The organism is Bradyrhizobium sp. 87 (assembly GCF_023073015.1).
Lineage (GTDB): Bacteria > Pseudomonadota > Alphaproteobacteria > Rhizobiales > Xanthobacteraceae > Bradyrhizobium > Bradyrhizobium canariense_D.
In genome coordinates, this window is sequence record NZ_JADPIQ010000075.1 from 223579 (window position 1) to 249230 (window position 25652).

21 protein-coding genes, 1 tRNA gene and 1 pseudogene are annotated in these 25652 nt (G+C 57.2%); 13 read left to right on the plus strand and 10 right to left on the minus strand.

All coding sequences use genetic code 11. From position 1 onward, the window contains the following. The first annotated feature begins 71 nt into the window (after positions 1-71). The 6 genes from IVB50_RS17695 (at position 72) to IVB50_RS17720 (ending at position 4190) form a co-directional block, all read left to right on the plus strand. Positions 72-395, plus strand: coding sequence for a hypothetical protein (locus IVB50_RS17695; protein ID WP_085385228.1), 324 nt, complete (start codon positions 72-74; stop codon positions 393-395). A gap of 283 nt (positions 396-678) precedes the next feature. Continuing rightward, positions 679-768, plus strand: a tRNA-Ser gene (locus IVB50_RS17700). A 170-nt stretch (positions 769-938) separates the two neighbouring features. Next, the gene (locus IVB50_RS17705) at positions 939-2075 is read left to right on the plus strand and encodes an integrase arm-type DNA-binding domain-containing protein (protein WP_247296704.1); all 1137 of its coding nucleotides are present in this window, start codon (positions 939-941) and stop codon (positions 2073-2075) included. A gap of 142 nt (positions 2076-2217) precedes the next feature. Continuing rightward, positions 2218-2397 (plus strand): transcriptional regulator, encoded by a 180-nt coding sequence (locus IVB50_RS17710; protein ID WP_247296706.1) that lies wholly within the window; start codon positions 2218-2220, stop codon positions 2395-2397. 155 nt (positions 2398-2552) lie between these two features. Continuing rightward, positions 2553-3650 carry an AAA family ATPase gene (locus IVB50_RS17715; RefSeq protein ID WP_247296708.1) on the plus strand — a complete coding sequence of 366 codons (1098 nt, stop codon included), beginning with the start codon at positions 2553-2555 and terminating at the stop codon, positions 3648-3650. A 243-nt stretch (positions 3651-3893) separates the two neighbouring features. Beyond that, positions 3894-4190, plus strand: a complete 297-nt coding sequence (locus IVB50_RS17720) for a hypothetical protein (protein ID WP_247296710.1) — start codon at positions 3894-3896, stop codon at positions 4188-4190. Between the two features lie 863 nt (positions 4191-5053). On the opposite strand, the gene IVB50_RS17725 is transcribed toward IVB50_RS17720, so the two are convergent. Beyond that, entirely contained in the window at positions 5054-5509 is a 456-nt protein-coding gene (locus IVB50_RS17725) for a DUF4145 domain-containing protein (RefSeq protein ID WP_247296712.1), read from the minus strand. 635 nt (positions 5510-6144) lie between these two features. Then, the gene (locus IVB50_RS17730) at positions 6145-6405 is read right to left on the minus strand and encodes a DUF1708 domain-containing protein (RefSeq protein ID WP_247296714.1); all 261 of its coding nucleotides are present in this window, start codon (positions 6403-6405) and stop codon (positions 6145-6147) included. A 303-nt stretch (positions 6406-6708) separates the two neighbouring features. Here IVB50_RS17730 and IVB50_RS17735 point away from each other — a divergent pair, with 303 nt between their 5' ends. Both IVB50_RS17735 and IVB50_RS42720 read left to right on the plus strand, forming a co-directional pair. Continuing rightward, positions 6709-7152 carry a DpnI domain-containing protein gene (locus tag IVB50_RS17735; RefSeq protein WP_247296716.1) on the plus strand — a complete coding sequence of 148 codons (444 nt, stop codon included), beginning with the start codon at positions 6709-6711 and terminating at the stop codon, positions 7150-7152. 227 nt (positions 7153-7379) lie between these two features. Then, positions 7380-7585 (plus strand): annotated as a pseudogene (locus IVB50_RS42720) (hypothetical protein); the annotation flags it as partial. A gap of 184 nt (positions 7586-7769) precedes the next feature. Here IVB50_RS42720 and IVB50_RS17740 read toward each other — a convergent pair. The 3 genes from IVB50_RS17740 to IVB50_RS17750 all read right to left on the minus strand — a co-directional run bounded on the left by IVB50_RS17740 (position 7770) and on the right by IVB50_RS17750 (position 10741). After that, positions 7770-8822: a nucleotidyl transferase AbiEii/AbiGii toxin family protein gene (locus tag IVB50_RS17740; RefSeq protein WP_247296718.1), complete on the minus strand. Its 1053-nt coding sequence runs from the start codon at positions 8820-8822 to the stop codon at positions 7770-7772. Next, positions 8819-9520 (minus strand): DUF6088 family protein, encoded by a 702-nt coding sequence (locus tag IVB50_RS17745; protein ID WP_247296720.1) that lies wholly within the window; start codon positions 9518-9520, stop codon positions 8819-8821. Before IVB50_RS17745 ends, IVB50_RS17740 begins: the two co-directional genes overlap by 4 nt. A gap of 981 nt (positions 9521-10501) precedes the next feature. Next, a complete protein-coding gene (locus IVB50_RS17750; protein WP_247296722.1) occupies positions 10502-10741 on the minus strand; it encodes a hypothetical protein in 240 nt (79 codons plus the stop codon). A gap of 191 nt (positions 10742-10932) precedes the next feature. Between IVB50_RS17750 and IVB50_RS17755 the strand changes: the two genes are divergently transcribed. From IVB50_RS17755 to IVB50_RS17765, 3 genes are all read left to right on the plus strand, one after another. Beyond that, positions 10933-13224: a hypothetical protein gene (locus IVB50_RS17755; RefSeq protein ID WP_247296724.1), complete on the plus strand. Its 2292-nt coding sequence runs from the start codon at positions 10933-10935 to the stop codon at positions 13222-13224. Positions 13225-13317: 93 nt separating this feature from the next. Next, entirely contained in the window at positions 13318-16941 is a 3624-nt protein-coding gene (locus tag IVB50_RS17760) for a CHAT domain-containing protein (protein WP_247296727.1), read from the plus strand. An 81-nt stretch (positions 16942-17022) separates the two neighbouring features. Continuing rightward, positions 17023-20220, plus strand: a complete 3198-nt coding sequence (locus tag IVB50_RS17765) for a CHAT domain-containing protein (protein WP_247296730.1) — start codon at positions 17023-17025, stop codon at positions 20218-20220. Positions 20221-20308: 88 nt separating this feature from the next. On the opposite strand, the gene IVB50_RS17770 is transcribed toward IVB50_RS17765, so the two are convergent. From IVB50_RS17770 to IVB50_RS17780, 3 genes are all read right to left on the minus strand, one after another. Further along, positions 20309-21049, minus strand: a complete 741-nt coding sequence (locus tag IVB50_RS17770) for a hypothetical protein (RefSeq protein WP_247296732.1) — start codon at positions 21047-21049, stop codon at positions 20309-20311. A gap of 144 nt (positions 21050-21193) precedes the next feature. Beyond that, the gene (locus IVB50_RS17775; RefSeq protein ID WP_247296735.1) at positions 21194-21490 is read right to left on the minus strand and encodes a hypothetical protein; all 297 of its coding nucleotides are present in this window, start codon (positions 21488-21490) and stop codon (positions 21194-21196) included. Between the two features lie 1403 nt (positions 21491-22893). Further along, positions 22894-23265, minus strand: coding sequence for a hypothetical protein (locus tag IVB50_RS17780; protein WP_143275131.1), 372 nt, complete (start codon positions 23263-23265; stop codon positions 22894-22896). Between the two features lie 795 nt (positions 23266-24060). Between IVB50_RS17780 and IVB50_RS17785 the strand changes: the two genes are divergently transcribed. Continuing rightward, positions 24061-24396 (plus strand): hypothetical protein, encoded by a 336-nt coding sequence (locus tag IVB50_RS17785; protein ID WP_018457874.1) that lies wholly within the window; start codon positions 24061-24063, stop codon positions 24394-24396. 330 nt (positions 24397-24726) lie between these two features. Continuing rightward, positions 24727-24891, plus strand: coding sequence for a hypothetical protein (locus tag IVB50_RS17790; protein WP_198957648.1), 165 nt, complete (start codon positions 24727-24729; stop codon positions 24889-24891). Between the two features lie 201 nt (positions 24892-25092). On the opposite strand, the gene IVB50_RS17795 is transcribed toward IVB50_RS17790, so the two are convergent. Both IVB50_RS17795 and IVB50_RS17800 read right to left on the minus strand, forming a co-directional pair. Next, complete coding sequence (locus tag IVB50_RS17795; RefSeq protein WP_018457872.1) at positions 25093-25341, minus strand: hypothetical protein; 249 nt, start codon at positions 25339-25341, stop codon at positions 25093-25095. 14 nt (positions 25342-25355) lie between these two features. Next, entirely contained in the window at positions 25356-25535 is a 180-nt protein-coding gene (locus IVB50_RS17800) for a hypothetical protein (protein WP_085385231.1), read from the minus strand. Positions 25536-25652 lie beyond the last annotated feature (117 nt).

A 25652-nucleotide genomic window follows, 5' to 3' on the forward strand; every position in this document is an offset into this window, starting at 1 on the left:
GCAATTGGGGCACCACAATAATGTCTCGCACTCTCGCTGTCGTTTTCTCAACAGTCGTCGCTGCGATTTCAATGACCGGCGCGGCTTCCGCCGGCTGCTACAATTGCTACACGCCGCCGCCGTGCACGACCTGCTACCAGCAGCAATACGTGCAGCCGCAATACCGCACCGTCGACGAGACCGTGATGGTGTCGCCCGGCTCCGTCGTGGCGCACCGCGCACCGGCGCAGTACCGCACCGTGATGGTGCCGCAGACCGTGATGGTGGCGCCGCCGAGCGTCCAGTACGAGCGCATCCCGCCGCAATACGCCACGCGCCAGCGCGTCGAGATGGTCCAGCCGGGCTATTCCTATTACGCCCCGGTGCAGATGAACTGTGCCTCCTGCGGGTACTGAGCCCAAGCTAGCTTACGAAGAATTCAAGCGGCGCTCCCAACGGGGGCGCCGCTTTTCTTTGCAGCCAGCAAACGAGGCCCGGAAACGGAGGCGACTCCAAACCGGGCCTCGCAACCGGCGACGCCCTGGGAGATGTCGCCAGTGTCCGGGATCGCCGAGAGGGCATAGGGTAAGGGAACAGGCTGACGCTCGCCTGACAGATCCGATGTCGGGGAAGGGGCGGGCGCCAACTTCGCGTTGCCATGCGCCGTCGACTGCGTTAAGCGACAGCAATTCCGAACTTGGAAGGGTGGCCGAGTGGTTTAAGGCACCGGTCTTGAAAACCGGCGTGCCCGCAAGGGTACCGTGGGTTCGAATCCCACCCCTTCCGCCACCTGCTAATCCATCAGCGTCTATACACGTCCATCCCTGACACCTAAGCCATTGAGACTTAACGAGAACTTTTATTCTCATGTCGTTCAATGTGTTCGCGTGTCAACCGGCATCCACGGTGCCGACGTGGGTTGGGGCGTGGGTTTAGGCGGACACTTTTGGAGATAGCAGATGGGAATTCTAACAGCGGTGCGCGTGAAACACGCAAAGCCCGGTGACAAGCTCGCGGACGGCGACGGCCTGCGACTCGACGTCGACAAGAACGGGAATGCGAGCTGGGTCTTCCGTTTCAAATCGCCCGTGACCGGCAAAGAGAGGTTCATGGGACTCGGTCCCATTCGGGACGTCGGGTTAGCAGGGGCGCGGGAGGCGGCCGGCGCGGCGCGCGCGCTGGTGCGCAGCAATACCGATCCGATCGAACATCGCATCAGTGAGCGCGCCAAGGCCAAGGCGGCGGCAACGGGAAGTCTCACTTTCGAGGCTTACGCGAAGCAATACATCGCCGGCAAAGAGGTAGGTTGGAAAAACGAGAAGCACCGGCAGCAATGGTCGAATAGCCTGCGCGACTATGCCCACCCGATCATCGGACAGCTCGCCATTCCGGATGTGGATACCGAGTCGGTATTGAAGGTTCTGCGCCCCATCTGGAACGTCAAGAAAGAGACCGCGCGCCGCGTGCGGGGGCGGATCGAGGCGATCTTGAACGCCGCGAAAGCGGAAGGGCTGCGAACCGGTGAAAACCCCGCCTTGTGGCGCGGTCACCTTGACCAAGTGCTTGCGCGGCGCCGCAAGTCAGACGTGAAGCACCACGCGGCGCTGCCCTATGAAGAGGTGCCGCAGTTCTGGCGATCCCTGGCCAGCGACACGAGCGATGCTGCCCGGATGCTTCGATGGATCATCTTGACCGCGTGCCGCTTCAATGAAGCTGCCGATATGGACCGGGCCGTCGAAGTGAAGGGGGAGCTTTGGACGATCCCGGCGATCCGCATGAAAGCGGAGCGTGAGCACAAGGTGCCGTTGACGAATCTGGCGCTGGCGCAACTTCCGTTCCGGCCTGTGTCCGACGTGACGCTCAGCAACTGCATTGCGCGCCATACGGACACGACCGCGACCACACACGGCATGCGGTCGACCTTCCGCGATTGGGCCGGCGACTGCACCAGCTTCCCGCGGGAGATAGCCGAAATGGCTCTGGCGCACGCGGTCGACGACGAAACCGAAGCCGCGTACCGGCGATCCACCGCCCTCGTGAAGCGACGCGAGCTGATGGCCGCGTGGGCTGCCCATTGCGACGGGGCAGGGGCCTAAATCGGAATCTCGTTTTACTTTTGTTTCCTTTGTGGGCGCGTAATTGCCAACGTGGACGCACAAGTGTCGCGTCCCTTTCATATCTGCTCAACCCGCGAATGCGTCGCTTCCGCGCACGGTTCGCCATGTCAGGACCTCAACAATGGACGAATCTTTCACCATCAAAGAATTCTGCGCTGCCGAAAAAATCTCGCGAGCCTTTTTCTACAAGCTGCAATCGCAGGGCAAGGCGCCGCGGACGTATCCGGTCGGCAGCAATCGCCGCATCAGCCGCGAAGCTTACATTGCCTGGCGAACCGCACGCGAAGCCGAAGCCGCTTAACGCAAAAACCCCGACCGCGTGGCGCGCGACCGGGGCTGACTGCGTTCTTGGAATTGGCTCGACACTAGTTTCATAGCGCAATCGGCCTCAAAAATCAAGGCGCTCGCGACCGGGTTTCTGACCGCTGCACGTTCGTGCCGCAGAAATCCAAGTCAATGTCCGATAACGACACGTTTAAATTCAAAACTCTCGGGGATTGCTTCCTCAATCAAGCCGAAAAACAATGGATCATCAAAAACGTCATCGCGAAAGGTGAAACCTCTTCATGGTTCGGGCCGCCCGGCGCAGGTAAGAGCGCGCTTCTGGCCGAGATAGCCTTTCATGTTGTCGCCAAGCCCGACTGGAGAGGGTTCCAGGTCTGCCCCGTTCAAGGCTACGAGAGACAAGCCGTTCTATATTTTGCGCTTGAACGCGCAGACCTAACGGAGCGGCGCATGCTGGCGCACGCGTATCGAGAGGGACTACCGGCCAACCTCCCTTTTGCGATCAGCTCCGAGCCGCTGAATCTCTTGGACCCTAGATGCGTGGATTTGGTCGTCAATACGGTGAGCAAGTTCGAAAATGCGATCGGCGACAGTACCTGCGTCACACTCATCATCATTGACACCTATTCGAAAGCGATCGTCGGAGGCGACGAAGACAAGGCCCAAACGCAGAACCTGGCTGGGATGCACATTCAGCGGATACACGATTGCCTCTACGGCACAGCTCACATTGCGACGGTGGGACACAGCGGCAAAAATCCGTCGGCCGGAGAGCGCGGCAGCAATGCCAGAACGGGCCACGTCGATCTTGCGGTGCAAATATCTGGCGACAAGGTACGCACAGCGACGGTGGTGAAAGCGAATGATCAGCCGCACGGACCCCTTACAACGTTCGCGATTGAAGAATATCAGATGGCTAATTATTGGGGAGATGATTATGCCCTCAAGCCATACACCGTTGCCATCCTAGCGGCTGCCACGCCAGCGCCAGAAGCCCGCACAGCCGCTCCGCAGCGTATCACCGGCAAGCATGCGCAGGCGCTGGACGCGCTCGGGCGGGCGATTGTAGGGCGTGGTGACGCGGGCGCAGTACACACCGACTATTGGAAAGAGGAATTGGCCAAGGTCGGCCTGATAAGGGCGGACGATAAAAATCCGCGCGCCACGTTTGCGCGAATTCGGACCGGAATCAGTCAACACATAATTGCGGAACCGAACGGGCTTGTTCGGATCAATCTTCAACCTGGACAAATACCCCCGCCCGCGTAGCCGTAGCATCGTGTAGCAGCAAACCCCTATAGGGTTTTGCTACGCTACGCTACGTTTCGGGTCTGTAGCATTGCTACCAAATTGCTACGCTTTGCTACATGCTACACAACAATCTCAAAGCCTTAAGCAACCAACAGCATCAACCTGGAAAAAACACGTCTCAATGAGCATCGCTGCGGTTCGGACGATCAAATCACCGCACGAACTGCAAATAAGCATTGAGTATCGAATAGGAGTAAACCAATGAACCAATTAGCTGCCCGTGGAAACCCGAACATGCGACCCGGCGCGCCGTCCGTGAACCCGAAGGGGCGGGGACCGACGAACCGCCAGAAGATTGCGGAGCGGCTGATATCCGATCTCGCCGACACATGGTCGACGCACGGCGCTGCGGTGCTGCGACACTTGGCGACGGAAGACCCTGGCAAGTTCGCGACGATCGCGTTCGGGCTGTTGCCGCGTGACGTGTTCGTGCAGGTCCAGCAAGCCACGCCTGGCGGCCTCACGCCGGAAGAGTATGCGCAAGCGCGGATTGCTTGACGCGATTGAGGCGGCTCGCCTGGGTGATGTAGAGCCCTCGGAAATCTTTGCGGGTATCGAGACCTACCTGAAGGGCAGCTTCGCGAAGACGATCGAACACGCGCCGGTCAGCGTCTCGCCACCGCCATATTGACCATCGGCGGATACAGCATCCTCCAAATGCGCCTGATTTTATTGGGCGTTCACACGTTTCTCGTTTTCCATCCACGGCGCCATCCCCGTTCGATCCAAGACGAAATCTCGCCGTTGGAGAAAGATCAAACGGGGACGTCGGCTCGCACTTTTTCAAATAAGCGACGATTGGAATACGCGCGGGTAGGCCAACTTGGACAGCAAAGCGCTCACGACCCCGCGCTCGGCGATTGGGCAAAGATCAATCGAGTTGATTTAAGGCGAACATCCCCCGCAGTACGCGACCCTTGGACCCTTGCGAGGGCATAACAGATATTTGCACTAGGGTGAGACGCCAAGGCTCTGCGGCAATCCAGTCGAGACGAGGCCCGACGCGCGGCACTCGCTGCTGAGCGAGCGTCAGAGCTGCGACAAAAACGGTCCCGATAGGAAATCCGAGTCGGTCGTGCTGCGGCCTACAACTTGATAGTCTTGTGCTACGACTCAACGGCTATCGCGTTGACGATTGCAGGGGCGGGCGCATTGCAGGTCAAGATTACGTGCGTTGTTAACAGTTCAGCGACCTTTACCTAGAAGTGCGGTGTCAGGGGTGCGACACTAATCAAACAGTGGCGCTAGACATCGTTCGGCGCGCGAAGACGACACCGGTCTATGAGCGCTGCCTACGTTGCAATGGTCGCTCACGGGTGCGAAATCACCAGTATAGGCGCAGCGGGTTTGCGTCGGCCTCTTCATTTTCCCTTTGTCGCTCGAATTTTCTTGGCCAAGGTTTCGATCCTCAAGCCGTCACTGGGTCTGAACAGTAAGTCGAGCTGATGCTCATAAATCTCAAATGCGTTGAGGACTACCTCGCGGCGAACGCCGCTTCCGTGGCTCCCAACGTTGCCGACTTCTCGGAGAGCGTGAAAGACTTCGGACCGTAGATTGTCAGCGCCCTGGATGGACTCAATACGTTTGGCCAGCGGAGGAAGTTCAGATAGGCCAAGCGAGTCGAGCAGTCGTTCAAGGCTTACTCTAATCTTGTTTGCGCACGACGAAAGATCGACCCAGAAGAGGGCGAACGCGGCATCTAGCTCGGCAACAACAGCGCGGGGGGTAGCAGCGGGGACGGTAATGATAGGCGGTGCCGGGTAAATGCCTTTTGGCACCAGAATGTCGTCCTTGCGGACATAGCCCACAACGGCCACTGAACCCTCACACGCGCGACAGTCCAGCATTCCCATGAAAGCAGAGTCGGTGAGCTTTGCTGATTTGTCGTGATAGGGGCCTGCTCGCCGTACGGAATCTTTCCGCAAAACTAAACTGCCCGCCTTACAGTGCGGACAAGGGTAATTCGGTCCTCGTTCCGCGTTAAACGAGTAAGCCCAAAGTCTTTGTTGAAAAGCCATGGTGATGCCTCGGGTAAAACGGCACAATTAGCACATGTTTTGTGCCTTTAAACATCCACCCTTTGTTGGTGGCATAGTTCCTATCGTTTGCTGCCCAGGGGCGGCAAGGGCGACGTCGACATCTGCGAGACCTTGCCTTCAATTTTTCCAATGCGGTGCGCGTGCGCAATCAACCAATATAGCCGGCGCCTCGCGCAGCGCCGCATCGTCCTGGCGCGTCATAGCGACTTCTAACCGGGCGATGAATCCTGGAATTGCAGCGATAGTCTCAGAGGATTTCGACGCAAATCTTGCGGCGCGCGGTCACGCTGCGGGTCACTCGCTGGCGCAATATTGATTCATCTAAATCGCCTGCATTTCACCGCTGCAATGCTAGGTATGTTAATGATAAGTGCCGGTATCGTCGCTTCTCATATAGAGATGAGGACTGTTGTTCACACCGAGGTCTCTCGGTCGACATAGGCCATCCAGCTAGCGAGACCGGCGTATTCTCTCGCCATGCCGTCGAGCAAAATCTGCTGATGCGCTTCTGCGGGAATCACCTGGGGCAAAATTGTAAGGAACAATGCCTGGCGCGGGTGGTCACTGTCCAACATGATGGTCTTGAGCAGATCCTCTCCGTGATGCTTGGGCGCAATGATGGACTCGGCCAGCCGGTAGGCTTTGCCTCTCATGATCGGGTATAGATCAGGCATTCGTTCTCCCTCGGTCTGGCGTACTGAATAGGGAGTAGCACGCCGACGCTCAAGGTCTTGACATCGGCAGTCACCGGTCGAAAGATTTGCTAACCGTCAAAATTGTTTCAGGAGTGAGCCTTGACACGGTTGTCCCCGGAGTGCTGGGCGACCAGCCTAAACTATCGGTGATGCCGCAACTTCGTCGGCGGCCCCTTGCTACGCTTCTTTGATTTTTCAAATAGCTAACCTACCCAAGGCGGTACATAGAAGTGCTGCCCCAGAATCGAATATCAATAGGTTTTTCGTGCAGGAGGGGGATGTATGGCGACCACCCGTCAAGTACTTGGAGATTTCGGAGAAGCTGTCGTAGCGAAAACCTGCCGCTGCCCAAAGTGCAAGCGGCCTAAGACGTTAAGGCGCCTTCCAAATAATTTCAAATGCGCCGATTTGATTTGTGACTTTTGCGGATACTTGGCGCAGGTGAAGGCATCCACAGTTCGTGATCACGATGTCCTTCCGCAGGCGGTATTGGGCGCAGCTTGGGGGCCGCAGCAAGAGCGGATGGAAGCAGCTATCTATTTTCCGCTATTTCTTGTCTTGGTCGCCAGGAAGAAATATTCGATCTTCTATTTGTCGGCCGATCTTCAAACACCCGAGATGTTCAGAGCCCGGAAACCGCTGTCCGCCGATGCGCGACGGGCGGGCTGGCAGGGGTTCGTCTACGACTTAGCAGCAGCGAAGGATAGCTTCGTGCGAATCAAGTAGTAGGCTGGCGAGCGGGTCTCCTGGTGCAAACTAGGAGGGCCAGTCTTCCGCGCAAAGCAATGTGGAATACGTCGTGGATGAAACCCCGGATCCACCGAATTTCGAAGCAAGATCAATAACCCTTGGCGGAGGGTAGATCCGCCGTTGCCCTCCAGCGACGTTCCCAGAGTGGTGGGATAACGTCGGGAAGGGCTATTCGACTAGACGAGCCGGGTAGTCAAGCTCGGATAGAGCAGCTGTGAAGGGCAAAGCAAAAACGGCAAATCATATTCGCAAGTCATAACGCAAATCTCGTGTAAATGGCGACGCAGAGTTGGTGGTCTGGTGCGACTACAGGACCCCTGGAGACCAATCGCGAGGAGGGCCGAGTGAAGGCGCGATCGACGTGCCAAAGGTGCGAGAAGCTATCGAGCGAATAATGGAAGGTGGGAAAACCGGGCGTGCGCGGCTTGCTGTGCTTCAGGCCCCCAGGCCGGACTTGTCATGTTGGGCGGTTGAGACTCGGGTGTATGCGATTGCCGTTTTCATGGGTTTTTGACCTGATTCTGGAACGTCTCGACGACCGCCGATATGTTCCGAATCTGCTGTAACAGGCGAGCGTCATGTTCGGCTCCCTTCTATACAGCGTTTAATTGATCTTCCGCGTGGGCAACGCTTTCGAGGACTCTCTCGAAGCTAGGCACCTCCCCGAAAATCATGACTGACATCGCCTCGTAGTCCCTGCGGAGTGGATCCAGCATTGGCTCGGTAGGACGTAGTCGAAACGAGCCGCGTTGCGCGGCGTCTAGGCCAGTTTTGGTTCGGTGGAAGAACATCCGGGCGTGTCGTACGCAGTCTTCTATCAGCGGATGGTCGGTACAGGCGTTTTCCCCGACAGAGGCGCCCATAAGTCGGTGAACGTCATAGTAATGACGCGACATCCGGCCGTTTCCACGTAACGCGCCTGTCGCTTCAAAATAGAATGTCATGCCGTGCAGTATGAGAATCTTGTCAAGGAAGGTGCGCTCGGGGTCGATGGTCGTCACCTTAGGAATGTTTAACGCATCGCCTTCGATAAAATCGGGTGCGAGATATGGAATGATCGTCTTTTCTTCATTTGGATCGAGCGCAGATTTCGCGCCCGACTCTATCTTTATCGATGGTGTCACGTATTGGGACTTCTCGACCGCGCTCGGGTAGTGGATCAGCAAGCTCTGCCTGTCCTGATCCGCACCGTCCAGAACGACGCTCAGGGATGTGGGATCCTTGCCTGCGCTCTCCATGGTCTTTTTGCCTAACGCATCAAGTTCAACACGCAGCGTATCATCGATATAGGTTTGGCATGCAGTTTTGATGGCGTCGAGGCGCTTAATGCGCTGCTTCTTACTCAAGGCTTCAAGCTCCTGAAAGTCAGCGTCTTCGCCGATATCGGAGCGAAACACCGTAATATCAATGTCCTCGGAAAACCGGGATATCAAACCGTGGCCCTTCGATAACGACGTGCCGCCTTTGAACAGTAGCCGCGGCCCACCAACGTTCAGCCGATGGAATAAGGCGTCGAGAGTCCAACATACCCAGAAGTCTTTTTCTATGTTTTGGACGGTGGTGCCTACCCGGTTAGCCGTTGTGAGGAATAGCCCGCGCTGATCGTCTTCGCTGGACGAGATGATTTTTTGATAAGCGGGGTTCATGCGACGGGAGCTTTCCGGCGCTTTTTGTGACTTGCGGATTTGGGAGCAGAGGTACGTTTGGTGGAGAGCAGGTCGCGCAAAAAATCCTGCATCCAGATCGGCAGAGCTGGTAGCCCTTTCTTTAAATCCCTGCGCATTGCTGCACCTTGTTTGGAGTCAGACAAAAGAGCTTCCATTCTACGCTTGATGCTTTGGTACTCATCGGGGTTCTCGAGCTTTGGCTTCAGCCAATGCAGGGCCTGGACAATGCGCATGGCAGGGTGGCCGGCCCAATAGAGCTTGGTGGCGGAGGTTGGCCGGAAGGTGATGATAAGATTGCCGAGTCGAAGCGGCTTCAGGCGAGCATCCGTATGCACGACGACACGTCCGGGCACAGCATCACTTAGGCCCAAATCGTTGGCGGCCGTCATCCCGTCGACAAGGACACGCACTTGGTCGCGCCGTGCGATAGCGTCGATGACAGCGCGATAATCTGGGGCAGTGGGTTTGCCCGTAAGCCGATTTTTGCGTGGCCGGTCGTACAGGCCGGGGTCGATGCGACGCAGATTGCCAGCGGCTTCCAGACGCTGGAGCGCCTTACTGATCGCGTCACGAGGGCCAAAATCGGAAAAGTCCCCTATCGACCAAACCGCCTGAGGGGAGCTTGCGCAAATTCTTCCGTAAACTCTTGATTTTATGTCATAATTTTCTGTCTTCATGGGTTTCCCTTGTCCCATATTTGTATACGTGTTTGGGACAAATCAAAGACCAGAATCGCTTGTCGAACCAAGGTGAAGATCCAGCCCATTTCATCCTAATGTGGTGAGGTATATATACCTCACCACATTAGGAACTAATTCGACCGGGCCCCAGAAATTTACGCTGATAGGCTAGGTATATATACCATGCCTATCAGCCGCCTTTGTCACAGGAAACATGGCCAGACCGAGCAGCCTAAGCCTAGCAAGGAAAGATATCTTCACGTGGTTCTCTGAAGCCCCACACAGAGTCTACACGGAAACGGAGATAGCTCGGGTCCTTCTTCAAAACCGCTCCGGTTGGAAACTGGCCGCGAGTACACGAGCCTCAGATTTCATTTCGTTTCTGGGAAAACAGGGTGAACTGAAAAAGCAACAGTTCCGATCGACATCCTATGATCGACAAATCACCCGCTACTCGTGGGGAAAGGCTTCTCTTTACGAAATAGCACTTTCCTTTAAACAACGTGCCTATCTTTGCCACGCCACGGCACTGACCCTGTCATTCGGCGCGCTGTTTGACACCCGATCGGCGCCGAAGGTTGACCCCGGTCAACGTCGCCCAATTCCTTGAACCGTCACCGGAATGTTCGTCACGCGTGGGGTCAATGTTGGAAGCCGTTGGGGGTCAAAGTTCGGCGCTTTTTTTCACTGGGCGTGGCGAGGCCGCTCCGGACCTGGAATCCGGGAGGAGATTGAACGAGCGAGCATCCTGGGGGCACCGCATTGGACGTCAGTGGGTCGCCCTGCAGGAAAGGCGATCCGGCCTGTGACCGCTTGATGCCCTCAATCGAGCGCAGACAGAGACCACCACTCGCGAGCTGGGTCTAGACCCCTGAATGGTGCTGATCGTCCACCAGCTTGGCCGTCACCAAACTCCTGACGGGATTCAGTAAAGCCGAACAAAGCTTAGCCTTTAGCAACTGGGACGCTCATACCCGGTCATTGATTCGGCTTGCAGGGAGGACCGAGGTCGGTCCCTTCGCGCTGCAAAACATCGTAAAGGTCCTGGCACTCGGCGGTACAAATCAACAGCGGCTTGCAACTCGCCAGGTATGTCTGAGTGTATTGTTTGATCCTCTCAGGCTTGGATGCTCGTTTCGCATTCGCAGCGGACGCATCTGTTATCCAGGCCGCCGCCGCGATCACAACCGATGCGTAAATCAATTCGCTGCGCTTCATCTCTTGTTCCCTGTCAAAATATAGCCGTGGCCGTTTCAGCTATGACAGAACCACGGCTCGTTCAATTTAAGCCGCGAAGTCAGGCCGAATAGCGCCGGACAAAATCACAACATTCACAACCAAATCGTACCCCTGTCGGGTAGGTCGAAAAATATCCATGCTCAATCTTAACGCGACTATAGCCGAGCGCAATGGACTACAGTAGCTTTTTGCTAGGAATGGACATTTGGGGCGAGGCGAGCATGCGGCTAGGTGATTGTGCTCTGGTTCTCTATTTCAAGAAGTACTTTCACACATTGAACTCGCTCAAGAGTCCGTTGTTTCTGTGCTTGGCGTTTGTCGCATGTGTCACGCTCCCTGGTCAGACTCTCGAACTCTATCGGTACACCGCGCAAGCTTTCGCCGAGTCTTATGCCTCCATCGGGAGCACTCACTCGCATTTCGGGGATCCGCAAGGACTAATCGGATTCATCGTCTTGGCGACGTCGGTGCTGATCGTGTCCTTTGTATTTTTGTCGGTCGCCGCTCATGCTCACAGGACCGCGGTCTCAGATGAGCTCGACGACAGCGACGGCCAGTTCACCCCGGGGCCTTTTTTGACGATTGCCTGCACGCCAGCCCTAGCAGTTGGCGCTGGACTTGTTCTGGCTTCAGCCGACTTTCGTGTGGAGAACATCAAGGAAGTTATGTTGGCCGGCGCACGACTGTCCATTGCGAAAGATTTTTCGGCTCCGGTCCGGATCGAGCAACTCTCCCAAAGCTATGTCGAGGCTCAACTTCAGGTCAACTGGTGGTTACATTTCATGGCCGCGGTCTGCGTCGCGATCGGAGCTTTAGTGTTTCTTCTGTCGCGGCCTTATCTGAGAAAACTGCGCGTGTCCGCCGAACGGACGAAAACACGTTGCGTATATCTCATTGGGTTCGGCTTGCCGATAGTTTTGACCGCTGCTTTCGTCCTTTCGCCAGTCTGGCTCGCCCGAACGCTTTCTTCGTTCGGGGTGCTTTGCCTGTTCTTTGCGGCAGCATCCGTGTTGTTGAGAGCAGTATCGCTCCTGGAGATTCAGGTGAGAATGCCACTGATGTTTCTCGCACTGGTTTGCGCAGCCATCTTCGGTATCTTCGGTCTGAATGACAATCACGCTGTTCGCGCAGTTCGGTCCCCTGAAACAAGCCAGTCATCACGATCACCGCCGGGGACGATTGCAGACGGGTTCGCGCAGTGGCTCAAGGAAAGACGCGATCGCCCCCTCTACGATGTCTATCCGGTGTATGTCGTCGCGACTGAAGGGGGAGGTATTTACGCGGCATATAGAACTGCGACTTTGCTGGCTTCCCTCCAAGACCGATGCCCGAGATTCTCCCATCATGTTTTCGCTATCAGCTCCGTTTCCGGCGGGAGTGTCGGCGCTGCGATATTCAACGGTCTTACACGAAAGATCAGGCAAAGCGACGATCGTTTCAAAGCCGGTTCGGGATGCCGCAAACCAGGTGACAATGTGGGCGGTCAATTCTTCGCCGATGTTTCCGAGGACATACTCAGGGATGACTACTTGTCTCCTGTTCTCGGCGCATTCCTGTTTCCCGACTTCCTGCAGCGCTTTCTGTTCTTCCCAGTCCCGCAATTTGATCGATCGATTGCCTTGGAGAAATCGCTCGAGGAGTCCTGGCAGAGTGGCGTGAAATATTACCAGACCCGTTTCAAGGAACAGTGGGTTGACGAAGGCAATCCCCTGAGTGCTTCATTCTCGACGAGCTGGAGTCCTCGGTTGGAGGCGCCGGCGCTTTTGATCAATACGACCGAAGTGGCATCGGGGCGAGGGCGTGTGATATCACCGTTTTCGATCGATACCGATGAGTTTAGAAGTTTTCCTTGGTTCGCTTCTGGCGATGCGTCGCGCCCCTCTGTCGACATTTCGCTGAGTACGGCAGCTGTTCTGAGTGCGCGATTTCCGTGGCTTACTCCGCCGGGCTCATTCAGCATTGACGTTGCCGGTTCAAAAAAATCGTCGCGCCAGAACATCCAGCTAGTGGACGGGGGCTACTTCGACAATTCGGGAGTGACGATGGCGCTCGCGGCAATGCGCGAAATCGAAGGAGCCATCGCGAACTTAGATCCGGCGCAAAAGATTCAAATCAATCTTATCGTTCTGACGAGTGCCGACTTTGGTGACCCGAGCGGGACGCATAGCGACTATCTGGCACCGGTCCAAACCCTGCTAAGCACGCGTTCAGCACGCGGTGGAATCGCCGTGAAGGAGGCGGAACGCGTCTTTGCAGCCGAAAAGCTGCAAGCAAGCCCGTTCCATTCGCTCGGCAAAGCAGAACTTCTCGGTTATGGCTACCCGTTGCCACTTGGATGGCGGCTGTCACCCATTACTCGATTGTTGATTTTGGGTCAGAGTGACGGAGGCGCGAGCTGCCGACAAAATGTCGGCGACAAACGCTGCTTCCTGGCAAGCGTTGTAGAGGAGTTAAATAAGTAGCGGGGTTTCGTCTCGACGACATCGCCGAATGTCTTTGTCGCCCGTAGATTTGCAGGCGGTGGGCGCGCCCATTTCCAACCAGGGAAGGTCGCTATGAGTTGGTCCCGCGTTTTGTCAGTTGTGGCGCTAGGTCTGGCGCTGGCGGTTGTGCATGAGACGGCTAATGCCCAACGTGATTCGGCCGCCTCACGCGACCAATTCAACTCCGAACTGGGCGCAATCGTGCAGCTTCTCGAATCGAACCAGTATCAATTGGCATTGGCGCGCGCCGTGGAATTCAGAAGCAGCGCGCGCCGCCAGTTCGGAGCATTCAGCCTGGCATATCTTAAATCCCTTGATTTGCTTGCGGAATGCCAGAGGGGCATCGGAGCACTGAAGGATACTGGCGATACTCTCAAAGAGGCATTGGCGATCCAAATCAGGAATAGCGGACAAGACACACCCGACGCTGTGAGACGAGAGTTTGAGCTTGCTGATCTGCTCGCCGGGAATGGCGATCTTCAAGCGTCAGTGCAGCTCTACAAGACGGCGCTCCCCATATTGGAACGGCGCTTGGGAGTTTCGCATCCAACAATCGCACGATTTCGGCATGACTTTGCTCTCGTGCTTCACAAATCGGGTGATGATGCGGCCGCGGACGAAATAATGCGTCGATCGTTGGATGCCTTTGACAAGGGCGGATCGCAATATCTGCTTGTTGTCTCCAGGGTGAAGACCGACCTGGCCGTCATATGCTTGTCCACGAATAAATTGGATGAGGCAGAAAGTCTCCTTCTTTCCGCATTGGAGATCCTCGATGACCCGCGGCAAGAGATCGTGGGTCAGGTAGAGAAGTCCCTCATAGCGCTGGCTGAAGTATATCGCAGAACCAACCGCGAGGAAGCGGCAAGAAAATCCGAGGAAAGAGCTCGCGTAGTGGCTCCTAACCATCAAGCGGAGAGCGCTGCTAAGCTTGAGGCGCTTTTGAGAGGCTTGGCAAACCTCACTATGTCACCCTCGGCAATTCCCACGGCCGAGAGCGTTGCGATCCTTACAGAGCAGTTGTATGGCCCTCGGCGCTACCAAACCGGTATTGCGCTCAACGATCTCGGTCAAATGTATTCCGAGGTAGGACGCTACACAGAGGCGGAGGCGAATCTTAAGCGCGCGGTCGATGTTTTTGATCGAATCCCGGACCGAGACTCCTATCGCGGTTGGGGATCCAACATGGCCACTTCGCTGAATAACCTCGGCCTCTTGTACACGTACACCAGCCGCTATGATGAAGCTCTGCCTTTGCTTGAGCGGGCGCACTTATTGGACCTGGCATTCAGCGGCGAGAACAGCAGCGACGCAGCCGCCAGCATAAACAATATTGGGCTCGTCTATTTGCGAACAGGAAGATTAAGAGAGGCGGAACAAGCATTCAGAGACGCGCTCGAAACAGACGAGCGCATTTCGGGGCCGGCAAGCCGACTTGTCGGAATCCGGCTTATGAACCTGGCGGCTGCGCTGGCCGGTGCTGGAAAGTATGATGAAGCGATGCCCCTGATGCAGCGCGCGCGGACCAACCTCGCGAAGAGGGCTGGAGAAAATTATATCGGCGTAGCGAGTATAGATGGACAAATTGCTGGGCTATTTGCCGAGCTTGGAAAGCTGAAAGAGGCGGAAACCCTCTATTCGCGGGCCATCAGGTCTGTTGATGAATTTCGCCGGCAAGATGGTCAAAAGCTTGTCTCAACGCTCGGGGTCGACAACACCCAGATGTCGCTGTTCAAGGGCTTTGGCCGTGTCTTTGCCAAGGAGGCCAATTGGCAGGAAGCAGTTCGCAACCTCGGCTCGGCGGTGACCCTTGCCGTCGGCCAGGTGGAAGCCCAAGCATCGTCACTGCAAAGAATCAACTCCGGGCAAATCGCCAATCGCGACACCAGGATCCAGCCTACATTCGAAGAATTCGTGAGCGCGGCGGCGCAGTTGAGGCGAGAGGACCCATCGCGAAACTCTGAGCTGGCCGGCCGCACCTTTGAGGCCGCTCAATGGGCGCGAGCGTCGGTGACCGCAGGATCGCTGGCCGAGATGGCTATGCGCGGGTTGGGACGTGGAGAGTTCAAAGCGACAATTCGGGAATTGCAGGACCTGATTGTCGAAAAGGGGTTGATCAGCGCTTACATGGACAGTGTTGTCGGCAATAGCGCCTTCGGGCGCGATGCTGACAAGGAGCGTCGACTGTCGATACGTGCGGGCGAAATCGACGCGCGCATCCTGGCGATACGTTCGTCGCTGAAGGAGGAGCTGCCAAAGGTCGCTAGCCTGATGGAATTCAGCCCCGTGTCGGTTCAAGAGTTACAGGAGCACCAGCTATCTGACGATGAAGCTTTGATACTCTTCCTGGATGCACCAGACACCGGCGTGCGGCCCGAGGAAACGTTCATTTGGGTGATTACGAAGACGAGCGTGGTGTGGGCGAACTCGGATCTCGGGACGTCAGCACTGGCTCGTGAGGTGGCGGCACTACGCTGCGGAGTGGACTACGATGGTGCATGGGTCGTGTTACGGTCGCGCTGCCCAGAACTCCTTAAGGTCGAGCATACCCGAGCAGATGAGGATGCCGGTAAGCCCCTCCCATTCGACCTGGGGCGCGCGCATTCGTTGTATAAGAGCTTGTTCGGGCAGGTGGAAGAAAGCATCAAGAACAAGCGCCTGCTGATCGTTCCGTCGGGAGCGCTGACGCAGTTGCCGTTCCAAGCGTTGGTTACCGCCACCCCGAAGCTCGGTATCCCCGTAGCTTCCGCGGATTATCGTGATGTCGCGTGGTTTGCGCGAAAGTATGCCGTAACCTTGCTGCCAGCCGTCTCGTCCCTCAAGGCGCTTCGGCAATTCGCCAAGGATAGCGTTGCCCCTGAGCGGTTTATCGGTTTCGGTAACCCGCTGCTCCTTGGCGATCCACATGATGCTGGCGATGCTGCCGCCGCAACAGAAGCGCAGGAGAAGCAGCGCTGCGTGGAAGTCAACAATCGACATAAATCGCCTCGCCGTGGCCACCGAAGCGTCGTGTATGACAAGAGCGGCGCGGTCGACCTTGCTGAAATTCGATCGCAGGTGCCGTTACCGTCCACCGCGGACGAGTTATGTGCGATTGCGAAAGATTTGGACGTTGACCCCGCTACCCAGGTGTTCTTAGGCGCACAAGCGACGGAGGCACAAGTTAAGCGGCTATCTGACAGGAACGATCTGCAGAAGTACCGGATCGTCGACTTCGCGACCCATGGCGCAGTAGCTGGTGATTTTTCGAACGCATCTGAACCGGGCCTGATCTTGACGCCGCCAAGAGAGGCAACGGACCTGGATGACGGTTACTTGTCGGCTTCCGAGATCAGCAGCCTCAAGTTTGATGCCGATTGGGTGATCTTGTCGGCCTGCAACACGAGTGCAGGGGTTGCGCCGGGGACCGAAGCGCTTTCCGGTCTGGCGCGTTCGTTTTTTTATGCAGGCGCAAGATCTTTGCTTGTTTCCAACTGGGCCGTCGATTCAGATGCCACGGCTAAGTTGGTGACAAAGGCGGTCGCCGAGCTGAATTCCCATCCCGAGTATGGGAGAGCAGAGGCGTTGCGCCGGTCGATGCTCGATATGATCGATTCTGGAAGTGCGGACGAGGCTCATCCGGCAATCTGGGCGCCGTTCATGCTTGTAGGCGAGGGTTCTTCGTTGACTTCCAGGACCAACATCAAGGCGAGATAGAGCGGCCTTTGGGCGATGCTCGAGCTCTTCTGTGTCGTTCCGCTAAAAGTAGGGACCAAGATGAGACGGCGCGACAGATTTTTGAAACGTATCATCTCTTTGAAGTTCATCGCCAGCATCAGCCTGGCCGTTCTGATTGTCTCAAGTACGCTTTCGGCAGCGCAAGACAGGAGCGTCGAGAAGCTTACGGGGATTGTCGGAAATCTCTACGCGCTAGGGAGGACCGGTGAGGGCGTCGCGCTAGCCGAAGCAGGATTGACAGTAGCCGAGCGGCAGTTCGGTAAGAACGACAGCAATATTGCAACGATACTGAATGTCTTGGCTGGGGGCTATCGGGAGCTCGGACGCAAGGACGATGCCGAACGTGCGTGGCGACGTGCGATGAAGATCGTCGAAGACACGTCGGGCTCCGACGCGGTTCAGTTGGCCCCCATTTTGAACAATTTTGCCAAGCTCCTCATCGAAGAAGATCGGCTGGTAGAAGCAACCACGTTGGCCGATCGGTCGCTTGCAATTCGAGAGCAGAAGCTAGGAAAGGAGCATCAGGCGATGTTCTCGGCATTAGACACAATGATCATGCTCAACAATAAAAAGGGCGCAAGGAGAGACAACGATGCGATCTACAGGCGCATCATAGCTTTGTACGAGAAGCGGAGTGGCCCGCTATCTCCTGACATTGTGCGCGAGGCCACGGCTTACGGGCAGTCCTTGGAGGATCAAGGGCGGTACGAGGAAGCGGAGCCATACTACAGACGAGCCCTGTCGATCCGCGAGCAAGTGTTAGGGCTAAATCATCCCAATCTTAGCGACAGCCTCCAGAATATCTCTGGGCTCTTGGCCAATCAGGGACGCTTTGACGAGGCCGGGTCTTTTGCTGAGCGAGCGCTAAAGATCGATACCGACGCATTCGGACCAAATTCGGGTCAGGTCGCCAAATCGTTGTCGGCTCTGGCGATCGTCCGGCTCGGCCAACATGACTTTGCCGAGGGGGCGAGGCTCATGAAGCAAGCGATAGAGATTTATGACAAGGTTCTCGGTCCCGAATCGGGAGCGTCGGCAACGATGAGGCAGAATCTTGCCGGGACTTTGGCTCAGTTGGGCGAACTCCAAGAGGCGGAGTCGGAAGTTCGAAAGGCCATCGACGTCTTCGAAAAGAGTAATAATCGCCTGATGTTGGGGGCCGCATACGGCGCGCTTGCGTCCATCGAGTACCGCACGGGTCGGGCGGCAGAGGCCGAAGCTCACTATTTGAAGGCGCTCGAATACACACGGGCAACGCTTGGCGACGATAGTCTCGGCACTTATCTGGTCCTCGATTCGCTCGCGGGGTTATTTTTCGAAAAGTCGGACTGGACATCCGCGAACCGATATTATGCCGAAGCTGCAAGTATGGTGGTTCATCACTTCACGCGCAGATATGCGCTTGGCCAAGCGCAAGCGAGCGATGGCAGCGGTGGCGATCAGAGGTTCCGAAGCACTTTTGAAGCGGCGATCAAATCGAATTTTCGAGCAGATGACGTCGTTGAGACAAATGCCGCCCGCACCGCGCGTGCCTTCGAATATGCGCAATGGGGGCAGGCGTCGGCGGCTTCCAATGCCCTGGCCCAGATGTCGGCCAGAGGGGCGATTACAGACGAGAACCTGTCAAAGTTGGTGCGGGAGCGGCAGGATCTCGCGCTTGAATGGCAAGAGAAGAACAAGAGTTATCTTGCGTTCGCGTCCCAGAGCCTGAGAGACCAGTCGAGCGAAGCGCAGTTGCGCGACGCAATGGCAAAGATCGATGCAAGGATGGCTGAGATCGATCGGACACTCAATCAGTCGTTTCCGCAATACATGGACTACGCAAATCCGTCGGCAACGACGATATCGGAAATCCAAACCTTGTTGGGTCCCGACGAAGCGATGATCGGCTTCTTCAGTTCATCTGAGAAGAAGCCGACGACTCAGGAAACGTTTGTCTGGATTGTTACGAAGGACAAGGCGCGGTGGGTGCGCTCTGATGTTGGTACGGAGGCGCTGGGGCGCGAGGTCGCGGCGTTGCGGTGCGGTCTCGACTTTGAGGGTTCCTGGTTGGTGTTAAAGTCTCGATGCCCAGATCTCTTGAAGGTCGAATATACGAAGGCAGACGACGAAAAGGGAAAGCCGCTGCCGTTCGATCTGACGCGGTCCTATAGTCTCTACAAGGCTCTTTTTGGCCAGTTCGAGGACACAATCAAAGACAAACATCACCTTCTGATAGTGCCCTCGGGCGCACTGACTCAATTGCCCTTTCAGGTGCTGGTGACCGATCCGCCCCCAGCGACCGGATATCGTGATGCGCGGTGGCTTATCCGCAAGCACGCGATTTCCATCCTGCCGGCCGTTTCTTCGCTCAAGTCCTTACGGAAGCTGGGGAAAGGCAGTCAGGCGAGCGATCTGTTTATCGGCTTTGGCAACCCCTTGCTGGACGGCGATCCCGCAAGTGAGCCGGATCCACAGAAGAAGGAGGCGATCTTGAAAGCCGCATCTGCAGCGCGCGCATTTGCGAGTTGCGGACCGTCTCCGGGAGGGCTAGCAGCTTCACCGGAACGCAAGGTGGGGACACGCACGCCTTCAAAGGGAAGGGGCGGTCGCATCGATATCGAATACATTCGCCGTCAGGAGCCAATCCCCGAAACCGCGAGCGAACTTTGTGATGTGGCCCGGGATCTGGGTAGCGATACGGCAACGCACGTGTATCTTGGTGCGAAAGCTACGAAGACTGAGCTGAGGTTGTTGTCGGAGAGCGGGGTCCTTGCCAAGAGCAAGATCGTTCAGTTCGCGACGCATGGCGCGATAGCCGGCGACATTTCGCCCACTTCCGAACCGGGGCTGATCTTGACGCCTCCGGCAAGAGACGGCAAAGCAAGCGGGACGGATGACGGATATCTGAGTGCTTCTGATATTGCCGCGCTAAGACTTGACGCGGACTGGGTCATTCTTTCAGCGTGCAACACGGCAGCAGGAGAAGCGGCCGAAGCGGAAGCGTTATCTGGTCTTGCTCGCGCGTTCTTCTACGCGGGAGCGAGGTCATTGCTGGTGTCTCATTGGGAGGTTGATTCTGACGCTACCGTCAAACTCATCACCAGCTCTATAGCGGAGCTCAGGGTGGATCCGGCGACTGGGCGTCCCCGAGTTGATCGGGCCGATGCTCTTCGCCGCGCAATGCTGTCGATGATCGATACCGGCGATAATCGTGAAAGTCACCCGGCGGTTTGGGCGCCGTTTGTTCTTGTCGGCGAGGGGGCCGCGCCACAGTAAGCCATACTGCGCTTTGTGGCTGAGAGATGCCTACTGTGATGATGCGGTGGCCGTGACGGTCTTTGCGTGTTCATTGGCGGCAGCGTCGCTACGGCAGCCGCTGAAGACTGCGTATACCGCTCAGTTGCGTGCCCAAATTGTTGATGAGTTGCTGTTCGAGCACCCGGTTCGCGCCAGCGAACGTCGAGGGCGGCGTCGCCTGGTGTGACTTGAACGGCGTTCCCGCATTCTTGCCGACGGCGAAGCCGAAGCTGAGCTTGTCGGTATTGACCCTGGAAACGGACGCCAAGTTGCCGGGGCCAGCGAAATGAGTGAGCGTCCAGGTCGGACCCGTCGAATTGAGGTTTCGGGTCAAGACGAAGTTGACGATGCCGCCGAACTCTCCGCCCGTCGGGGATAGGTCCGCCTTCTCAACCATGTCAGGCGTGTCGAGCGCGGACGTAACCATGCGTCGCAGGCCGAGATTGCCTGCAAGGTTCGTATCCATGGCCGGACAGATGGAAAGGTCTCTATCCTGGTCCCATCGATGAGCGAGCTCTCTCATGGAGTAGGTCAGATTGATGTTGAGCGTGTCCTCGCGGGATTGGTTGACATTGGCTCCCAGGTTAAAGGCGAAATTGCCATAGGGAAGATTGAAGGAGGGGGCTAGGCCACCGGTGTCGTTGACGTCGAGGCTGAGCAGCATCGCCACTTCGTAGTCGAAGCCGAGCAGCAGCTTGCGATGCTTGTAGGGCTGAGGCACGTCATCGCGGATGAGGTCGATCAGCTCGCACTTGATGCGTTGCACAATGGTGCCGGTCGACGGTGTCCCATGCACGTCGCTCGGCACATCGAAGTTTGGCGGGATCGCCGCACAGCCGGAGAGCGCAATTGAAAAGCTGCAAACCAAGAGACGGAATCGAAGGCCGCAAAGCATCGCGCCAACCCTATAGTAAGCGTTTGGACGTCGCCGTGGAGCGTGCCCGTTCGGGCATCACTGAGGACAGACTGAGCCGGGTATGACGGTCCGACTGAAGCCGCCGACGCTCTTTGCGAGGTTCTGGCAGGCATCATTTGTCATGCCGTTGCGGCAATAGTCTTCCTTATCCGTACCCGGAAATACGATCAGGCACATGCCGGTGGCTGCGGCTGCAGCTCCGCCGGGAGAGGCATTAATGGATGCTGCCGCGGCGTCTATTTCTGCGCGACTGGGTGGCGTTCTGAATTGGTTGAGTACCGCGTGATAGCCCCACCGCATCTTGTCAAAAAGCGAAAAATCATCGTCAGGCATTGGCTGCTCCCCCAAGCGGCAATGGCCGAAATCATGGGAGAGCGTAACCATAGGTAGAAGATTTGCAAGAGGACATTCAATCCATGCTTGTGGATTGCGGAGCGATAGGGGCGATCAGCTTGGAGAAGCCGACGCGCCGGGCGGCTTCAGCTCGTTCAACAGCGCGGCGGGATTGTCAAAAACCCGCGCCAATGGCTTTGGAAGAAGCGCCTTGCTCGCCTGCTGTCATTCGGCGCGCTGTTTGACCCCCCGTCAAAGTTCGGCGCTTATTTACAATCTTGCGCGAAGTGGTCGGGGGCGGCATGGCGTCGAACTATGGGGGCCTGGCGACGCTCTTCAGCGCCGGCATCGCGGCGCGGCTGCACGGTCCCGCGTCGTGGAGCTTAAGACGCCGTGACCTTTTCGCTCCGGCGCTCACGCGTGTTGGCCTCGACCTCCACGCGTCATTTGTTGCGAAACCTGGAAAGACCGCTACGTGCTTCCCGCGATGGAAGAGGGCTTGCGTTGCAAGGGGCTCGCGGCCGCGGTTGGCGAGGCTAGCGGGCCCTGAGGCTCACAACCCACGTGGTCCGGTGCTCACGTGGGATAAGCCGTGGGTTGAGTTTTCAAAATCGGAAATTTAGTCGCAAAAACAGTGTCCTTTGGTTGACACCCCGTCCGCCAAAACACCAGCAAAATCAGCTACTTAGACTTGTAGATTGGCTCCAGCGCACAATCGAACGTACAATCAGCGCGCGCTATCGCGAGCCCGACATTGAGTCAATCTGCCGCACGTTGGCGGCCCAGACTGACGATCCGGTAGAGCGCGCGGCGCTGCTGGAGATCGCCGGCAACTACAGGAAAGCCCCGCCATGTTGAGGCGGCGCGAAGGGCCGCCAGGTGAGGCAACAGGGGTCCTCTGAAGGGCCGAGAACCTACGGCGAATTGACTATCTATTCTTGCGGAACCGGCGCCTAGTAATTCCATCACCGGCCCATCACGGCATATATCGGTGACTGAGAGCCACGTGCTCCCGCCAAATACGCGGAGCCATCTATGGTCAAGCTCATCCCTTCTCTCACTGAACGCCTAACTCAAATGGCGAGCGCCGCTCGAACCCGGGCCGAAGCAACGCCTCCGGGGCCAAAGCGGGAAGCTCTTTTGAAGGCCGCGCAGCTCAGTGAGAACGCGCTGCATATTCAGCAATGGCTGAGCTCCACGAGCTTGCGAAAGCCAACGTAACGATGGGTTCGCAAAGGCCCGCCAGCGTGAACCGGCGCATACGGCCGCCAACTAAGGCAACGTACTTCTACGTGTTCCGCTTATAAATACACGCGCAAGGAACAAACGAAGATTTATTATTAGCGCAATCTGTTCTCGCCCGGAGAACAACGGGCCCGCCGTGAACCGGCGGGCCTGGAGGCTCAGGCTTCGCCCTTCGTCGGGGCAGCCATTGCGGCCAGATCCATCGCGACGGAAACTGAAATCACCGGATCGACATGGCGTAGGTGCGGCTGCCTGACGTCCTCAAAGACATAGATCATGCAAGCTTTGAGGCACAATTCGGCAAGGTCGCGGACCTTGACGTTCGCCAAGGCAAGTTGTGCGGCCTTGAAGGCGTCGCGCGCCTTCTGATGCGCATCGAAGACCGCATCATAGTTGATCTCGTCCATGTGCTTATCGTAGCGCCGGCAATACTTCTTGTGAGCGCGGTGGGCGCCCGGCTGCGGATTGGCTTTTTGCCATTCGCCGCAAGCCTTCCATACCCTTTGGAAGTCCGCAGCCGTCAGCTTCAAGGCCTCGTTCGCTTCATCGAGCTTGTAATAGGCCTCGCGCATTGCGTCGCCGCATTGGGAGCCATCGAAGGCAAGCTTTGGCACGCTGGCTGGAAGCGGCGAGGCCAGCGCTTCTAGAGGCATGCTGGCTACGGAGGCTGCTGCTGCGCCGACGAATACGTTCATGATTGATCGCCCGCATGGGGCGAGATCAGCACGACACCGACGAACTCCCGGCAATGGAGCGACTGTGCCGCGACCTGGTGGAGGAGAGCAGGGTGCCAGGCGAGGCCGGCGCGCTGCTTAAGATGGCCGAAAAGTTCGGTCGTGAGGTTGCGAGACTAACCGTGGATAGGACCGTAGATTGTTCTCGGCGCAGGTGGAAAAGACGAGCGATTCAGCGAGGTTGACCGGGCCCCATTCCGCCACCTCCTAGTCCAATAGTGCCCTAATCCGTCTTTCTGTGTCGAAGAAGCGCTTGATCTAAAACGGTTGGGTTCGTTGCTTGGGCTTGGTGGCAGCGCGGGCTCCAGCAGCGTGCCCACGTGGTCTGGTGCCGCTCTCGGCGCCGGAGCGGGCGGCCTCTCCATTCCCATGTTCGCAAGCGGCACCAGTTCGGCCCCGAGTGGACTCGCCATGGTGGGCGAGAAAGGTCCCGAGCTGGTCAACCTTCCGCGCGGCGCGCAGGTTTTCAAGCCGGTCAAGCGCGGAGAATGCTGGAGGATCAGAGCGGCCCTGCTGTGGTCATGCAGGACGGTGTGCTGGGAGTAGCTGCCGAACTTGTGGACTGGCCGCTCCGCCGCTACGATTTGCGGCATGGGACAGACCAAAAAGCTGATCGATTGCCACGACTGTGACCACCCGGTTTCACCGAGTGCGTCGGCCTGTCCAAATTGCGGCTCGAAGGTGCCGTTCGGTCCTCCCGTTCTTCACCGCAAAAGGCCCCCGGTCTATAACATCGAGGCGCGCAACGACCGCAACATGGTCGTCTTTGCCGTGACGCTGGGAGGCTTAGGCGCAGCTTACGGATTTGCGACAAGCGCAGGGCCGCTTAGCGCTGCGCTGCTGGTCACATCGTACGGCATGCTGGGTGTGTTGGTAGGCGTCCCGCTTGCGGCGTTGTTCAACGTCACGCGCCGGCTGTGGCGGTAGCGACCTCCGGAATCTGGGAAGTCTACGTACCAGCCCAGCGTCGCTCCCGGCGCTCTCATCCGCAATGAGCATGGGCCCTAGTAAGGAAGCGGTGCCATTTCCAAACCCGAGTGACAATCCGGGCCACCCCGAATTCCGGTAGTCTTACGGAATCCTTTTTCGGAACACGGTGTTCTACTGTGAGAACACCGGCGAGATTTAAGTACCAGTTTCTAATTTGCCCGGGATGGCCGCAGTGGGGGCTGGAACCACCCTGCGGCCTTTCGCTTTAGCGAAACCCATTTCTAAGTTGAGCCGTACCGTCTCGGAGGCGAAGTCGGCGGAGAATTCGTGAGCATTCAAATCATTATAGCCGCCATGTTGGAGCGCGAGCTAGCGGCGCGCGGCGTGCAATCGTTGGGACCTTCCGATTGCATGGAGATCGTCGAGAACCTGCTTGAGCGCTTGAAAGATCTGGATCGGGAGTTAGCTGCGCGAGGCGCAACGCGGCGGTAGGCTGATGGACAGACGGCCCCGGGGTCGGAAGGGCCGGGGACTGGTTAGACCGAGGCCGCTACGCGGGAGCTTTGGCATTCTCTTGTTCACGATGCAGGTCCGCAGGAGTCGCAATCGATCGCGGATCGACATTTGCGATTGCGGTCTGGCAGGCGAGCAATCCGGTCATCGGGACGCGTCGCGCCGTGAGCACGATGAGTTTTAGATCGTCTTCCGGTGTCCAATGGTCAGTGCGTATTTGTCCGCTCCAGGCTCAAGATGCTGAGGCCAGTCAATTGCCGTGCAGAACAAGCCGCGTCGCTCGATTTCCCGTGCAAGAGCTTCCGCGCGCAGCCTCGCTGGCAATCCGACAAAACGCGCGCCGGCTAGCCTATCTGCTTGAACCTCTTGGCGAATGAACTCGTGCATCCGCAGAATGAAGTGGTCAGAGAGGCCTTCGAATTCGCTCATGCCAGCCAATCGCGTCAGTCAAAGATATAGGCAACCAGAAAGGTGGATGGCTGCCAAGCGATGAACCCAATCGCCTCCAGCGAAACAGCTGTGGCCAGGAGGGCTACAGCGCTGAAGGTGAGGGGAATGACGAGATCAAAAAAGTTGTGGGGCTCGTCTGCATCTGCAGTTTGAAATGCGGTTCTATTGGACATTCGAATATTCCTCTATTCGAGGTCATATCGAGTTCGACGCTCTCAGCCAAACGTTCGCTGGGGTTAACCTGACCGCTAAACCTTAACAGCGGGTCCAGTCCCTATGTGTCGCGGCAC